Annotated in this window: 14 protein-coding genes; 13 read left to right on the top strand and 1 reads right to left on the bottom strand. The window is 68.7% G+C overall.

Translation table 11 applies throughout. From position 1 onward, the window contains the following. Positions 1-90 precede the first annotated feature (90 nt). From proC to ABLE94_RS00170, 7 genes are all read left to right on the top strand, one after another. On the top strand, positions 91-924 hold the full coding sequence (gene proC, locus ABLE94_RS00140) for a pyrroline-5-carboxylate reductase (RefSeq protein ID WP_348807688.1): 834 nt from the start codon (positions 91-93) through the stop codon (positions 922-924). A 287-nt stretch (positions 925-1,211) separates the two neighbouring features. Then, positions 1,212-1,442, top strand: a complete 231-nt coding sequence (locus tag ABLE94_RS00145; RefSeq protein WP_348807443.1) for a helix-turn-helix domain-containing protein — start codon at positions 1,212-1,214, stop codon at positions 1,440-1,442. A 280-nt stretch (positions 1,443-1,722) separates the two neighbouring features. Next, positions 1,723-1,824 carry a 30S ribosomal protein bS22 gene (locus tag ABLE94_RS00150; RefSeq protein ID WP_003402602.1) on the top strand — a complete coding sequence of 34 codons (102 nt, stop codon included), beginning with the start codon at positions 1,723-1,725 and terminating at the stop codon, positions 1,822-1,824. A gap of 133 nt (positions 1,825-1,957) precedes the next feature. Then, on the top strand, positions 1,958-3,010 hold the full coding sequence (locus ABLE94_RS00155; protein ID WP_348807442.1) for an NAD-dependent epimerase/dehydratase family protein: 1,053 nt from the start codon (positions 1,958-1,960) through the stop codon (positions 3,008-3,010). A gap of 179 nt (positions 3,011-3,189) precedes the next feature. After that, a complete protein-coding gene (locus ABLE94_RS00160; RefSeq protein WP_348807689.1) occupies positions 3,190-4,341 on the top strand; it encodes a lysophospholipid acyltransferase family protein in 1,152 nt (383 codons plus the stop codon). A gap of 42 nt (positions 4,342-4,383) precedes the next feature. Then, positions 4,384-5,061: a hypothetical protein gene (locus ABLE94_RS00165; protein WP_348807690.1), complete on the top strand. Its 678-nt coding sequence runs from the start codon at positions 4,384-4,386 to the stop codon at positions 5,059-5,061. Between the two features lie 13 nt (positions 5,062-5,074). Further along, entirely contained in the window at positions 5,075-6,241 is a 1,167-nt protein-coding gene (locus tag ABLE94_RS00170; protein ID WP_348807439.1) for a zinc-binding dehydrogenase, read from the top strand. 13 nt (positions 6,242-6,254) lie between these two features. Here ABLE94_RS00170 and ABLE94_RS00175 read toward each other — a convergent pair whose 3' ends face one another. After that, entirely contained in the window at positions 6,255-7,442 is a 1,188-nt protein-coding gene (locus ABLE94_RS00175) for an HAD family hydrolase (RefSeq protein ID WP_348807691.1), read from the bottom strand. 133 nt (positions 7,443-7,575) lie between these two features. On the opposite strand from ABLE94_RS00175, the gene ABLE94_RS00180 reads away from it, so the two are divergent. The 6 genes from ABLE94_RS00180 to hemB all read left to right on the top strand — a co-directional run bounded on the left by ABLE94_RS00180 (position 7,576) and on the right by hemB (position 13,982). Further along, the gene (locus ABLE94_RS00180) at positions 7,576-7,845 is read left to right on the top strand and encodes a glutaredoxin family protein (RefSeq protein WP_348807692.1); all 270 of its coding nucleotides are present in this window, start codon (positions 7,576-7,578) and stop codon (positions 7,843-7,845) included. A 273-nt stretch (positions 7,846-8,118) separates the two neighbouring features. Beyond that, entirely contained in the window at positions 8,119-8,817 is a 699-nt protein-coding gene (locus ABLE94_RS00185; RefSeq protein ID WP_348807693.1) for a redox-sensing transcriptional repressor Rex, read from the top strand. Between the two features lie 20 nt (positions 8,818-8,837). Continuing rightward, positions 8,838-10,337 (top strand): glutamyl-tRNA reductase, encoded by a 1,500-nt coding sequence (locus ABLE94_RS00190; RefSeq protein WP_348807694.1) that lies wholly within the window; start codon positions 8,838-8,840, stop codon positions 10,335-10,337. Further along, positions 10,334-11,281 (top strand): hydroxymethylbilane synthase, encoded by a 948-nt coding sequence (gene hemC / locus ABLE94_RS00195; protein ID WP_348807435.1) that lies wholly within the window; start codon positions 10,334-10,336, stop codon positions 11,279-11,281. The genes ABLE94_RS00190 and hemC overlap by 4 nt, the downstream gene beginning before the upstream one ends. A 54-nt stretch (positions 11,282-11,335) precedes the next feature. Continuing rightward, a complete protein-coding gene (locus ABLE94_RS00200; RefSeq protein ID WP_348807434.1) occupies positions 11,336-12,994 on the top strand; it encodes a bifunctional uroporphyrinogen-III C-methyltransferase/uroporphyrinogen-III synthase in 1,659 nt (552 codons plus the stop codon). 10 nt (positions 12,995-13,004) lie between these two features. Beyond that, on the top strand, positions 13,005-13,982 hold the full coding sequence (gene hemB, locus ABLE94_RS00205; protein ID WP_348807433.1) for a porphobilinogen synthase: 978 nt from the start codon (positions 13,005-13,007) through the stop codon (positions 13,980-13,982). Positions 13,983-14,069: the final 87 nt, after the last annotated feature.

A 14,069-nucleotide genomic window follows, 5' to 3' on the forward strand; every position in this document is an offset into this window, starting at 1 on the left:
CTGCACCGATCACCGCCCCACGCTCCTCCGACCAACCCGACGATCCGCCCGTCCACGGGCAGATCGCATCTGCAGAAAGGCTTTCCAGTAGTGAGCGAACGTATCGCGATCATCGGCGGCGGCAAGATCGGCGAGGCCCTGCTGGCCGGTCTGATCGCCGCCGGCACACCGGCCAAGGACCTCGTCGTCGTCGAGCGGGTCGCCGACCGCGCGGCCGAGATCGCCGACGAGTACGGGGTACTCGTGACCGAGGACGTGTCGGTGGCCGCCGAGAGCGCCCAGTATGTGTTCCTCGCCGTCAAACCCGACGACGTCGAGCCGGTCATGCGCAAACTCGCCGCCGCCGAGGACAACGCCGAATCCGAACGGGTGACGGTGTCGTTGGTGGCCGGTGTCCCGATCTCCAGGTTCGAGACGATCCTGCAGGCCGGATCGCCGGTGGTGCGGGTCATGCCGAACACCCCGATGCTGGTCAACGAGGCGATGTCGGCGGTGTCGGCGGGCCGGCACGTGGACGCCGAGCAGTTGCGCGCGGTCACCACGCTGCTCGGCAGCGTCGGCCGGGTGACGGTGCTGCCGGAGAAACTGATGGACGCGGTGACCGCGGTGTCGGGGTCCGGACCCGCGTACGTGTTCCTGCTGGCCGAATCGATGATCGATTCGGGTGTGGCGCTGGGGCTGACCCGCGCCCAGTCCACCGAACTGGTGGTGCAGACCATCCGCGGTGCCGGGGTGCTGCTCAGCGATTCCGGCCTGTCGCCGGTGGATCTGCGTGCCGCGGTGACCTCGCCGGGTGGCACGACCGCCGCCGCCATCCGTGAGCTGGAGACCCATGGTCTGCGTTCGGCGATGTACGCGGCCACGAAAGCGGCCTCGGATGTGAGCCGCGCGTCCGGACGCCGCGTCGACGGTGAGGGTGTGTAGCGGGGACCGGAATTGTCGACTATCGGCGCAATTCTGTCGGCAATGTCGAGCTGACATTGAGGGTTGCTGGCGCTGCCATGCCGGGCCATGTTTCCCACAATTAGTGGTCGTCGCGCCCGAAACCCCAGTATGTTGTGGGCGAGGACGCCCGAAATGGAATTTCCTGGCCACTCACGTCGCTTTTTTCACATCTGCCACGCTAAGCTCCTTTAAGCACGTGCGTGTCTGATGTCCGCCGGAGGGGAAGCCGGCGGCCGCGACGCGTGCTCCGGAGGTATGAGAATTTCATGACGCCTGCAGAGACTCCAGGAGACAGGTCGGCGGCCGGCAATGCCGGAGCCGGATCCCAGTTCCTCACCGTCGCAGAGGTCGCATCCCTGATGCGTGTGTCCAAGATGACCGTGTACCGCCTGGTGCACAACGGTGAACTGCCCGCGGTTCGCGTGGGTCGTTCGTTTCGCGTGCACGCCAAGGCCGTGCACGACTACCTCGAAACGTCCTACTTCGACGCCGGATAACACCGATCCCGCCCGACCGGCCCGGGGCCACCGGCGACCCCGGTGGCCCCGGGCGGGCATGTTCTCCTCCGCTGTGACCCGTCGGGATGCGATTTCTGTTCCGTGGGGTCGGGCCGGTAGTGTGGACAATCGGCTACCCGATCCGGCCCGCAGGCTCCCGGTGTCACCGGGGTGCTCAGCCATGTGGATGCACCGTTGTGGGTGCACCGCGTGCGGTGGCCGGCCCGCAGCATCCTGCGGGGTAGGAAGAACGTTGCACGTGAAGTGAGGAAGTACCCCGATGGGCTCAGTGATCAAGAAGCGCCGCAAGCGCATGTCGAAGAAGAAGCACCGCAAGCTGCTTCGCCGCACCCGCGTGCAGCGTCGCAAGCTCGGTAAATAGGCTCCGGCCCCGCGCGGGCACGACCGCCACGAGAACCCGCCCACGTGCGGGTTCTTGTCGTCGATGGGGGCGGTGACCCTGCCGCCGGGCACTGCGGCGAGCCGACCCGGGGCGCCCCGGCTAGCCTGGTCCCATGCCCGACTCCCCAGACCAGCTGCCCCGATCGGTTCTCGTGACCGGTGCGTCGACATTTCTCGGCGGCTACCTGGTGGCCCGGCTGGCCGCCAATCCCGAGATCGAGCGGGTGATCGCGGTGGACTCGCGGGTGCCCCGTAAGGACCTGATGCGCCGGATGGGTCGGGCGGAGTTCCTGCGTCTGGACATCCGACGGCCGGCCATCGCCAAGGCGATCGCGAACTACGAGGTCGACACCGTCGTCCACGCGGCCACCTCGATCATGGACACCGCGCCGCACTCCACCGCGATCAAGGAGTTCAACGTGGTCGGGGCGATGCAGGTGTGCGCGGCCGCGCAGCGCAGCCCGTCGGTGAAACGACTGATCCTGCGGTCCACCGCCATGGTCTACGGCGCGAGTGCAAGCGATCCCTCGCACTTCTCCGAGGAAACCCGGGCACGCCGCGAACCCACCCGCAGCTACGGTCGTGACCTCCTCGACGTGGAGGGGTACGTGCGCGGGCTCGGCCGTCGACGCCAGGACATCGAGGTGACCATCCTGCGGCTGCAGGCCATGCTGGGCCCGCGGATCAACACCCGGATGGGCTCGCATCTGTCGCTGCCGGTGGTGCCCACCGTGTTCGGGTTCGCGCCGCGGCTGCAGTTCCTCCACGAGGAGGATGCGCTCGCGGCGATGGAGCATGTGACGCTGGTGAGCCGGCCGGGCACCTACAACGTCGCCGGTGACGGCGTCGTGACACTCGCGCAGGCGGTGCGCCGGGTGGGCCACGTCCCGCTACCGGTGCCGGGCCGCCTGCTCGCACCGATCACCGGCGTTTTGCAGGATCCTCGATCGGCCAAACTTCGAAGTTCCCAAACTGAATTCTTGACTTACGGGCGGGTTTTGGACACCACCCGAATGCGGACCGAACTCGGGTTTGCACCGCGTTTCACCACAATGGAGACCCTGGATGATTTCATCGCCCGTGGCGGGGTGAATCCTGTTGTGAGCGCGGCGAGTTGGCGTGGACTGGAACGGCGCGCGGTGTCTCTCGCACTGGCGCTTCGGTGATTCGTCGCCAACCCGCGGGATGGGAATCGACTTGTGTGGCAGGAGTTGTCGGCTTCGCCCAATACGGGGACGCGGCTGCGAAACGCTGCCGCGTTCCGTATCATGAGGTCTCTACGTGTCGGGGCGTCGAAAGGCTCGTTTCCGGTGCATTGTCGCGTCGAATGAAAATTTTCTCTGAAATGGAAGAGTGGGGTGAGAGCGTGGCCGGTGGTTCGGTACCCGATACGCGCACCGCGAAGGTCATTCAGCTCTACGCGAGCTCAGGGGGGCATGGTGGTCGAGGTTTCGACGCGGGCAAGGGACGCCACCCGAGTCAGCAGGTCGCCCATCCCCGGCAGCCCGGCCCGATCACCCATCCCAACACCGACGGCTTCGGCAGTTCGCCGGCCTCGGTGACACCCATCAGCGACGAGGTGGTCGTCGACGACGGCCTCGGCGTCGAGCATCAGGTGCGCTCGTCGCCACTGTTCAGCCTCGGTGGGATCCGCAGTGCCGTTGCCGATTCACTCACTGCCACAGCAGGTTTCATTCGCGAGCGGATGACCGGTGATTACGAGATCGACGATTTCGGATTCGATCCGCACTTCACCGAGGCGGTCTGGTTGCCTGCGGTGCGCCAGCTGTATCAGAAGTGGTTCCGCGTCGAGGTCACCGGCATCGAGAACCTGCCCGTCGAGGGTGGTGCGCTGCTCGTCGCCAACCACGCCGGCACCATCCCGGTCGACGCGATCATGACCTCGGTGGCCGTCCGCGACAATCATCCGACCGGTCGCCATCTTCGAGTTCTGGCCGCCGATATGGCTTTCGACACCCCCGGTGTCAGTGAGGCCGCGCGCCGCATCGGCGCCACCCTCGCCTGCACCAGCGACGCCGACCGCCTGCTCCGGCAGGGTGAACTCACCGCGGTGTGGCCGGAGGGCTACAAGGGGATCGGCAAGCTGTACAAGGACCGCTACAAATTGCAGCGGTTCGGGCGCGGCGGATTTGTCACGACGGCTTTGCGCAACGCCGTCCCGATCGTCCCGGTCTCGATCGTCGGATCCGAGGAGATCTACCCGATGATCAGCGACCTGAAGCCGCTTGCGCGGGTGCTGGGACTGCCGTACGTGCCGATCACCCCGTTGTTCCCGTGGCTCGGTCCGCTCGGCGTCATCCCGCTGCCGTCCAAGTGGCACATCCACTTTGGGCGTCCCATCGAAACCGACGGATACGATGCCTCCTCGGCCGAAGACCCGATGGTGGTCTTCGACCTCACCGACCACGTCCGCGAGGACATCCAGCAGACGCTGTTCCGGATGCTGTCGCGGCGCGGAAGCGTGTACTTCGGCTGAGCGCGTGACCCGAGCGTCGCGGTGCGCGCTACTGTGACAGGCATGAGTTTTGACGCCGATCTCGGCCCCGTCGACGTCGTCGTTGTTCGATTCCCGACCCTGCCGATTCCCGCGTCGGGATTCGATCTGCTCGACGATCGCGTCTCCTCCGGCCGGGTGAACGTCCTCGACATCGAGTTCGTCTCCCGCTCCGCCGACGGCGCGGCCATCCGGCTCGACGCCGGCACCGTCGGCCTCGAGACGCTCACCGGAGCCGACAGTTCTCTGATCGATGAGGGCGGCATTGCCACCGCCGCAACAGAACTCGCCGACGTTGAGGCCGCCGCGATCGTCGTCTACGAGGATCTGACCTTCCTTGCGGTGATCGGGGCGATGGGCCGCCGACGGCGGGTCGATCATCACCAAGGGACCTGTGCCGGTCGACGATCTGATCGGCGCGCTCGACGCCGCCGAAGGGAACCGAGCATGAGTTTGATCCGCACCGCCACCCGCGCCGCCGTCGCGAGCTCGGTTCACGACCGGGTTCAGCGTCGCCAAAAGCAACGCTCGGCGCAGCAGGCACCGGCCCGGCCTGCGGTGCCGCAGCCGGCGCCCGTCCAGGCCGCCGAATCGGCCGCCGCCGCCCCCACGACGGCTCTGATGAACGACCTCACCTCGTTGCGACCGGCCGGCGTGGTCACCGACGCCGAGTTCGCCGACATCTCGTCTATCTTCGGCTGATCAGGAGGACAATGTGCGTGCAGTCATCTGTCACAAGGGCGAACTGACGGTGCAGGAGGTCGACGCACCCGAACCCGGCAAGGGGGAGGTGCTGCTGCGGGTCCGGCGGGCCGGGATCTGCGGCTCTGATCTGCACGCACGATCCGATGGCGACGAGACCGCCGACCTGGCCGCCGAGATCGGCTATCCCGGCTTCATGCGGTCGGAACAGTCGGTCATCCTGGGCCATGAATTCGTCGGTGAGGTGGTCTCCTACGGACCGGGATGCCGCAAGAAGTGGGCGCCGGGGACCGCGGTGGTGTCGCTGCCGATGCGCCGGCACGACGGCCAGCCGCATCTCACCGGTCTCGATGAACTCGCGCCCGGCGCCTTCGCCGACTTCGTCGTCGTCGCCGAGGACATGACGATGGATGTGCCGCACGATCTTTCGCTGGACGAGGCGGCGCTCACCGAACCGCTGGCGGTGGCCTACCACGCGGTGCGACGCGGGGAGGTGGGACGCCGCGACGTCGCCACCGTGATCGGTTGCGGCCCCATCGGACTCGCGGTCATCGCGATGCTCAAGGCGACCGGGGTGCGCACGGTGATCGCCAGCGACCTGACCGCCGGACGCCGCGAACTCGCCCGCCGCGTGGGTGCCGACGTCGTCGTCGACCCAGGCGTCGAGTCACCCTTCGACATCACCGCCGAGAAGGGCCGCTACGTCTCGACGGTGCCCCAACTGTTCGACGCGGCCTTCGACGGGATGCGTACCCTACGCCGGATTCCGTTGGTGCCGTGGGCATCGGTGTTCCACCTCGCCGACCGCCTCGGGGCCACGCCGACGGGGCCGGCGATCTTCGAATGTGTCGGCGTGCCCGGCATGATCGAGCAGGTGCTCACCGCCGCGCCGTTGCGGTCGAGGATCATCGTCGTCGGCGTGTGCATGCAGGCCGACCGCATCCGGCCGGCGATGGCCATCAACAAGGAACTCGACCTGCGTTTCGTGTTCGGCTACGACCCGGCCGAATTCCACGACACCCTGCAGATGATCGCCAAACGCGAGGTCGACGTCCGCCCACTGATCACCGCGACCATCGGCCTCGACGGAGTGGCCGAGGCCTTCGACGTGCTCGGTGCGGCCGAACAGCATGCGAAGATCCTCATCGATCCGGCCAGTGAGGTCAGCGCGCTCTCGTAGCGTTTCTCACAGATCAGCGCTTACGCAACAGCTTCGTCGCCGCTGCCGCGGTGCCGCCGGCCGCGCCGATCACCAAAGCCGTTCCGGCGCCGTACTTTGCGGCCTTGCGGGCGGTGCGGAAGTCATACATCTCCCAGCCGCGGACCTTCGCGACGTCACGCAGGTCGGCATCGGGGTTGATGGCGACGGCCGTGCCCACCAGCGACAGCATCGGCACGTCGTTGTGCGAGTCGGAGTAGGCGGTGCACCGTTTGAGGTTGAGTCCCTCGCGAATCGCCAACGCACGCACGGCATGTGCCTTACCGGGGCCGTGCAGGATGTCGCCGACGAGGCGGCCGGTGAACACGCCGTTGCGGCTCTCGGCAACCGTACCCAGGGCGCCGGTCAGGCCCAGGTGATCGGCGATGGTCTGGGCGAGTTCGACCGGGGTGGCGGTGACCAGCCACACCTGCTGCCCGGCATCGAGGTGCCGCTGCGCCAAAGCCCTTGTGCCCGGCCAGATCTTGTCGGCGATGTACTCGTCGAAGATCTCCTCGCCGAGTTCGGCGAGCTCGGCGGTGGGGCGTCCGGCGATGAAACTCAACGCCTTCTCGCGGCCCTCGGCGACGTCGTTGGCGTTCTCCTTGCCGGTGATCCGGAACTTCGCCTGCGTCCACGCGAAATCGAGAATGTCGCCGTAGGAGAAGTACTTTCGGGCGGCGAGGCCACGCGCGAAGTGCACGATGGAAGCGCCCTGGACCAGGGTGTTGTCGACGTCGAAGAACGCCGCCGCGGTCAGATCGCGTGGCACCTCGGGTGCGGTGTCGGCCGGCGGCCGGGCCCGCAGGGTGTCCAGGGCGGCCTTGGCGCTGGCCTCACCGGCGAGCGACTGCCGCAACTCCTGCGCGGTCTGACGAAACCGTCCGCCGGCGGCGCTGGCCCGTTCGGTCAGCCACGCGGTGACCCGGTTGCTCTCCTCGTCGGGATCGTGCGAGTCGTCGGCGTCGTCATGGTCGTCGTCGTTGTTCGCCGAACCCCCGTCGACGCGGTCGGCGTGTGCCTCCCAGTCATCGGCCGACGGTTCGGCACCCTCGGCGTTGACGCCGGCGTTGACGGCCTCGACGGGCGCGGACACCGGTGACTCCGACGGCCCCGAGTCCGAGGCCTCGTCGGAGCCCGGGACGCCGACCGGATTCGCGTCACCGTCCGAGGACACACCCACAGTTCACACCTCCGAGACGGCCCTGTGCGGGCGGTTGGGGCTCGACCCCTACAGCCTAGCGGGGCTGTCAGACTGGACCGTGCAGCCGGGCGTGCCGACGCCCACCGAACCCTCGCCGCGACCGGAGGTCCCCATGTCGATCACCCTGCTCAGCCGCGCCGGATGTGCCGCGTGTGTCGGTGCACGTGCCGACCTGGAACGGATCTGCGCCGACTTCGGGGAAACGGTCGAGGTCATCGACGTCGACGCCGCCGCCGACGCGGGCGATCGGAGTCTGCGCGCCGAATTCGGTGACCGGCTGCCGGTGATCCTGCTCGACGGAGAGGAACACGGCTACTGGGAGGTCGACGAACCGCGCCTGCGCGCCGACCTGACCGCTCGGGCCGCGCGTCACGACGCCTGAGACGCCGGTTCCGACCTCCGGGTTCCGGTTCCGGTCCGTCCCCGCCACGTTGACAGCGCTCTCCAGACCGCTGACAGCGCTCTCTCCCACGTTGACAGCGCTCTCTCCCGCACTGACAGCGCTCCCACCGGATGTGACGTCGCCCGCCCGCGTTGCGAAATCGTCGTCGGCGGGGTAGTGGCGGAGGCGTACCCCGTCCGGTATACGCTGATCGACATTCGACGCGGGCACGCCACGGCTGCCCGCCCGGTGGACGGAAGCGGGTGTGCGGCAGTGAGCGTCGGTTCGGTATCCGGTGACATCCCCGATCCCACCGTCGCCCGCCTCGCCGCCTATCTGCACGTCCTGCGGTCCTTTTCCCAACGCGGCGTCGTCGTCGCGTCCAGCGGCCAGCTGGCCACCGCTGCGGGGGTCAATCCGGCGATCCTGCGCAAGGATCTGTCCCACGTCGGCGCCAACGGGGTGCGCGGCGTCGGATACGACGTGAGCAAACTGACCGCGCGGATATCGATCGCACTACACACCGACATCACGGTGACGGTCGCCCTCGCCGGCGCCGGTCGCCTCGGACGCGCCCTGCTCACCCACACCGGATTCGGCCGCGGATTCGAGGTCCGTGCCCTCTTCGACGACGACCCCGACGTCGTCGGCACCGTGCTCGACGATGCGACACCGCAGGTCCAGGCCCTCGACGCGATCGCCGAGGTGTGTTCGGATCCCCTGATCGGGCCGGTGGAGATCGGGGTGGTGGCCACCGCCGACGACCAGGCCCAGACGGTGGCCGATGCGTTCACCCGCGTCGGTGTCCGACAGCTGCTGAATGTGACGCCGGTGAGCCTTGTGGTGGACTCCGATGTCGTCGTCCGGCAGGTTGATCTAGCCTTGGAACTACAGGTGCTGGCCTTCAACGCGTCACGGACCCCGGTCGCGGAGCGTCAGGGCCGGGATTTGCGTGCAGTGGTGGACCGATAGGCGATGAAAACGGTGGCGGCGTGAGTGTCTTGTTGTTCGGTGTCTCGCATCGAAGTGCACCAGTGGAGGTGCTCGAGCGAATCGCGGTCTCCGACCACGAACGGCCCAAGCTCGTCGACGAGCTCCTGAGCTCGCGGGCGATCAGTGAGGCGATGCTGGTCTCGACGTGCAATCGCGTCGAGATCTACGCCGTCGTCGACGCCTTCCACCCCGCCCTCGAGGCCGTCGGCAACGTCATCGGCGAGCACTCCGGCCTGACCATCAACGACCTCACCAGCCACGCCTACGTCCGGTACTCCGAGGCGGCCGTCGAGCATCTGTTCACCGTCGCCGCCGGCCTCGACTCGCTGGTCGTCGGTGAGCAGCAGATCCTCGGGCAGATCCGCAACGCCTACCTCGACGCCGATTCCAACCACAGCACCGGACGCGTGCTGCACGAACTCGCGCAGCAGGCCCTGCGCGTCGGTAAGCGGGTGCACACCGAGACCGGCATCGACCGCGCGGGCGCGTCGGTGGTGTCGGTGGCGCTGCATCGCGCCCAGTACCTGCTGGCCGGGGCATCCGGGACGGGCGACGAGCCGGCCATGCGCTCGGCGGTGGTCGTCGGCGCCGGCGCGATGGGTGGCCTGGCGACCGCACACCTGGCCCGTGAAGGTGTCCGCAGCATGGTGGTGGTCAACCGGACCGTCGCCAACGCCGAACACCTCGCCGGCAATATCACCGCCAACCACGGCATCGAGGTGCGCGGCGTCGGATTCGACGACCTGCCCGCGGTGATGGCCGACGCCGACGTCGTCGTCGCCTGCACCGGGTCGGTCGGTTCGGTGATCGGCGTCGGTGACGTGCATTCGGCGCTCGCCGCCCGCGGGACCGCCGGAAACGCCGGGAAACCGCTGGTCATCTGCGATCTCGGGTTGCCACGCAATGTCGACCCGGCGGCCGCGCGGCTGCCCGGTGTGCACGTCGTGGACATCGCCGGGCTGCGTGGCATGGCCGAGGCCAAGGCCGCCGAGGACGACACCCTCGCCGCCCGGTCGATCGTCGCGGGCGAACTCGCCGACTACCTGACCGCACAACGTCAGGCCGAGGTCACGCCGACCGTCGCGGCCCTGCGGCAACGCGCCGCCGACGTGGTGGAGGCCGAGATCCTGCGCCTGGAGACCAAACTCCCCGGACTCGACGATCCGCAACGCGACGAGGTGGCCAAGGCCGTGCGACGCGTCGTCGACAAGCTGCTGCACGCGCCGACGGTGCGGGTCAAACAACTCGCGTCCACCCCGAACGGTGACCACTACGCCGAGGCGCTGCGCGAACTCTTCGAGCTCAAGCCGGGTGCCGCCGAGGCCGTCAGCGCTCCCGAGTCCGGGCTCGCAGAGTCCGGCCATCTGGCCCAGTCCGGGCTCGCAGAGTCCGGCCATCTGACCCAGTCCGGGCTCGCAGAGTCCGGCCATCTGACCCAGCCGGGGCTCGCGGAGTCCGGCGATCGGGGCATCACCGCATCGGAGCAGGCAGAACAGTGACCGACACCGACACCCGGGCCGTCATCCGCGTCGGCACCCGGGGCTCCCTGCTGGCCCGCACCCAGACGCAGACCATCGTCGACGCGCTGATCGCCGCCGGGCATCCGGCCGAGCCGGTGATCATCAAGACCGCGGGCGACGCCTCGGCCGCACCGGTCGCCGAGATCGGCGTCGGGGTGTTCACCACCGCGCTGCGCGACGCGCTGCACAACCGCGAGATCGACGTCGCCGTGCACTCGTACAAGGACCTGCCGACCGCACCCGATCCGGGGCTGGTGATCGCGGCCGTCCCACCCCGCGAGGATCCCCGAGATGCGCTGGTCAGCAAGGGTGGGCAGGTCCTCGGGGAACTGCCGCCCGGGTCGACGATCGGCACCTCCGCCCCGCGACGGGCGGCACAGCTTAAAGCATTGGGTCTCGGTTTGGAAATCCGCCCCCTACGAGGCAACCTAGATTCTCGGTTGGGCAAAGTCGCCAGCGGCGAACTCGATGCGGTCGTCGTCGCGCGGGCCGGGCTCGTACGAATCGGAAGGGCCGACGAGGTCACCGAGGCGTTCGATCCGGTGGTCCTGTTACCGGCTCCGGCGCAGGGCGCGTTGGCCGTGGAGTGTCGCAGCGACGATGCCCAACTGGTGAGAACTCTCGCCGAGTTGGACGACGCGTCCACCCGTGCGTCGGTCGACGCCGAACGTGCGGTGCTCGCGGCCCTGGAGGCCGGGTGTACCGCTCCGGTCGGAGCGATCGCAGAGGTGGTCGAATCGCTCGATGACGACGGGCGCATCTTCGTCGAACTGTCGCTGCGTGCGGCGGTGGCGGCCGAGGACGGATCCGATGTGATCCGCGCTTCGGTGGTGGGTCCGGTGGAACGTGCCGACCAGCTGGGCAGGGATCTCGCGGCCGAACTGCTGGAACTGGGAGCAGGCGAACTCGTCGACTCTCCCTAGTTCCGGCAAGGAACACACAGCCCTCACCGTACGAGGGCAGGAGAGTGCGAACGCATGAGCCGTACGACCAAGAAGGCCACTCCGGGGCGGATCTTTTTCGTGGGGTCCGGGCCCGGGGACCCAGACCTGCTGACCGTGCGGGCGCGGAGTGTCATCGCCTCCGCGACCACGGCCTACGTCGACCCGGATGTCCCCGCCGCCGTGGTGGCGATGATCGGCGGGGCGCATCGTCCCGAACCCGCCGACTCCGGCCGCCGGGCCGCCGCCAAGACACCCAAGAACGAGACCGGCGACGACGTGCCCGACACCGACGTCGCGCCGACGCCGGAGGAGACCGAGGAGCAGGTCGTCCATCCTGCACTCGGAGATCCCGGCGAGGTCGCCAAGACCCTGGTCGCGGCCGCCAAGGCCGGAGACGACGTCGTGCGCGTCGTCTCCGGTGACCCGCTGACCACCGATTCGGTGCTCACCGAGGTGCACGCGGTGGCACGCACCACCATCACCTTCGAGGTGCTGCCGGGTCTGCCGGCCGCATCGGTGGTGCCCAGCTACGCCGGCATGCCGCTCGGCTCGAGCCACACCCAGGCCGACGTGCGCGCCGAGGGCGTGGACTGGGCCGCGCTCGCCGCCGCCCCCGGCCCGCTGGTGCTGCACGCCACGTCCGGGCATCTGGCCGAGACCGCGAGCGCGCTGACCGAACACGGCCTCGCCCCGCAGACACCGGTGGCCATCACCGTCAACGGCACCACCTGCGGGCAGCGCACCATCGAGGCCACCCTGGTCACGCTCAACGAGTTGGGTAACGCGTTGTCCGGACCGTTGATCCTCACCGTCGGCAAGGTGGTGACCCAGCGCGGCAAGCTCTCCTGGTGGGAGTCGCGGTCGCTGTACGGCTGGACCGTGCTGGTGCCCCGCACCAAGGATCAGGCCGGCGACATGAGCGATCGCCTCGTCTCCCACGGCGCCATCCCCAAGGAGGTGCCCACCATCGCGGTCGAGCCGCCGCGCAGCCCGGCCCAGATGGAAAGGGCCGTCAAGGGTTTGGTGGACGGCCGCTACCAGTGGGTGGTGTTCACCTCCACCAACGCGGTGCGTGCGGTGTGGGAGAAGTTCGCCGAGTTCGGTCTGGACGCGCGGGCCTTCTCCGGCGTCAAGATCGCCTGCGTGGGCGAGGCGACCGCCGAGCGGGTGCGCGCCTTCGGGATCAACCCGGAACTGGTGCCCTCGGGTGAGCAGTCCTCCCTCGGCCTGCTCGAAGACTTCCCGCCGTACGACGACGTCTTCGACCCGGTCGATCGAATCCTGTTGCCGCGCGCCGACATCGCCACCGAAACCCTGTCGGAGGGGCTGCGTGAGCGGGGCTGGGAGATCGACGACGTGACCGCGTATCGCACCGTGCGCGCTGCCCCGCCGCCGGCCGAGACCCGCGAGATGATCAAGACCGGTGGCTTCGACGCGGTGTGCTTCACCTCGAGTTCCACCGTCCGCAATCTCGTCGGCATCGCCGGAAAGCCGCACGCGCGCACCATTGTTGCGTGCATCGGACCCAAGACCGCGGAGACCGCAACGGAATTCGGGCTGCGCGTGGACGTGCAGCCGGAATCCGCGTCGATCCCCGACCTCGTCGACGCGCTCGCCGAGCATGCCGCCCGGCTGCGGGCCGAGGGGGCCTTGCCGCCGCCGCGCAAGAAGTCGCGGCGGTCGCGGTCCTAGGGGGTCGGTGATGGCTCCGGTGATCCGTCCCCGACGGCTGCGTACGAGTGCCGCGATGCGGCGACTCGTCGCCGAAACCGTGCTCGCGCCCGGCGATCTGGTGCTGCCGATGTTCGTCGCCGACGGCATCGACGCGCCCCGGGAGATCTCGTCGATGCCCGGGGTGTACCAGCACACGCTCGACTCCCTGCGCAAGGCCGCCGACGAGGCGGTCCGCGCGGGAGTCGGCGGGCTGATGCTCTTCGGGGTGCCCGCCCCGGCGGCGAAGGATGCGTGCGGTTCCGGCGCCGACGATCCCGACGGCGTGCTCAATCGTGCTCTGGCCGTGCTGCATTCGGACCTCGGTGACTCGACCGTGCTGATGGCCGACACCTGCCTCGACGAGTTCACCGATCACGGGCACTGCGGCGTCCTCGACGACGCCGGCCGCGTCGACAATGACGCGACCCTCGATCGCTACATCTCGATGTCGTTGGCGCAGGCCCGATCCGGCGCTCACCTGCTCGGTCCGAGCGGCATGATGGACGGTCAGGTCGCCGCGATCCGCGCGGCACTGGACGCCGAAGGGTTCACCGACACCGGCATTCTCGCGTACGCGGCGAAGTACGCGTCGGCGTTCTACGGTCCCTTCCGCGAGGCCGTCGGATCGTCGTTGCAGGGCGATCGGCGCACCTATCAGCAGGACGGTGCCAACCGCATCGAGGCACTGCGCGAGGTGCGCCTCGACCTCGACGAGGGCGCCGACATCGTCATGGTCAAACCCGCGATGAGCTACCTCGACATCGTCCGCGACGTCGCCGAGATGGCCGACGTGCCGGTCGCCGCGTACCAGATCTCCGGCGAGTACTCGATGATCACCGCCGCCGCCGAACGCGGCTGGATCGACCGCGACGCCGCCATCGCCGAATCGCTGCTCTCCATCAAGCGGGCCGGCGCGAAGATCATCCTGACCTACTGGGCCGCCGAGGTCGCTGCCGCGCTGCGCTGACGGCGCTCTGGTACGCACTGACAGCGCTTTGGTTCGCGTTGACAGCGCTCTGGTTGGCGTTGACAGCGCTTTGCTACGCACTGACAG

It is taken from the genome of Gordonia sp. VNK1, from assembly GCF_040049135.1.
Taxonomy (GTDB): Bacteria; Actinomycetota; Actinomycetes; order Mycobacteriales; family Mycobacteriaceae; genus Gordonia; species Gordonia oleivorans.

What these genes read in the sequence shown, in the direction of transcription:
- ABLE94_RS00150 (WP_003402602.1), top strand. Translation starts at nt 1,723, where the DNA reads ATGGGCTCAGTGATCAAGAAGCGCCGCAAGCGCATGTCGAAGAAGAAG.
- ABLE94_RS00180 (WP_348807692.1), top strand. Translation starts at nt 7,576, where the DNA reads ATGTCGATCACCCTGCTCAGCCGCGCCGGATGTGCCGCGTGTGTCGGT.
- ABLE94_RS00145 (WP_348807443.1), top strand. Translation starts at nt 1,212, where the DNA reads ATGACGCCTGCAGAGACTCCAGGAGACAGGTCGGCGGCCGGCAATGCC.
- ABLE94_RS00165 (WP_348807690.1), top strand. Translation starts at nt 4,384, where the DNA reads ATGAGTTTTGACGCCGATCTCGGCCCCGTCGACGTCGTCGTTGTTCGA.
- ABLE94_RS00155 (WP_348807442.1), top strand. Translation starts at nt 1,958, where the DNA reads ATGCCCGACTCCCCAGACCAGCTGCCCCGATCGGTTCTCGTGACCGGT.
- ABLE94_RS00160 (WP_348807689.1), top strand. Translation starts at nt 3,190, where the DNA reads ATGGAAGAGTGGGGTGAGAGCGTGGCCGGTGGTTCGGTACCCGATACG.
- ABLE94_RS00200 (WP_348807434.1), top strand. Translation starts at nt 11,336, where the DNA reads ATGAGCCGTACGACCAAGAAGGCCACTCCGGGGCGGATCTTTTTCGTG.
- hemB (WP_348807433.1), top strand. Translation starts at nt 13,005, where the DNA reads ATGGCTCCGGTGATCCGTCCCCGACGGCTGCGTACGAGTGCCGCGATG.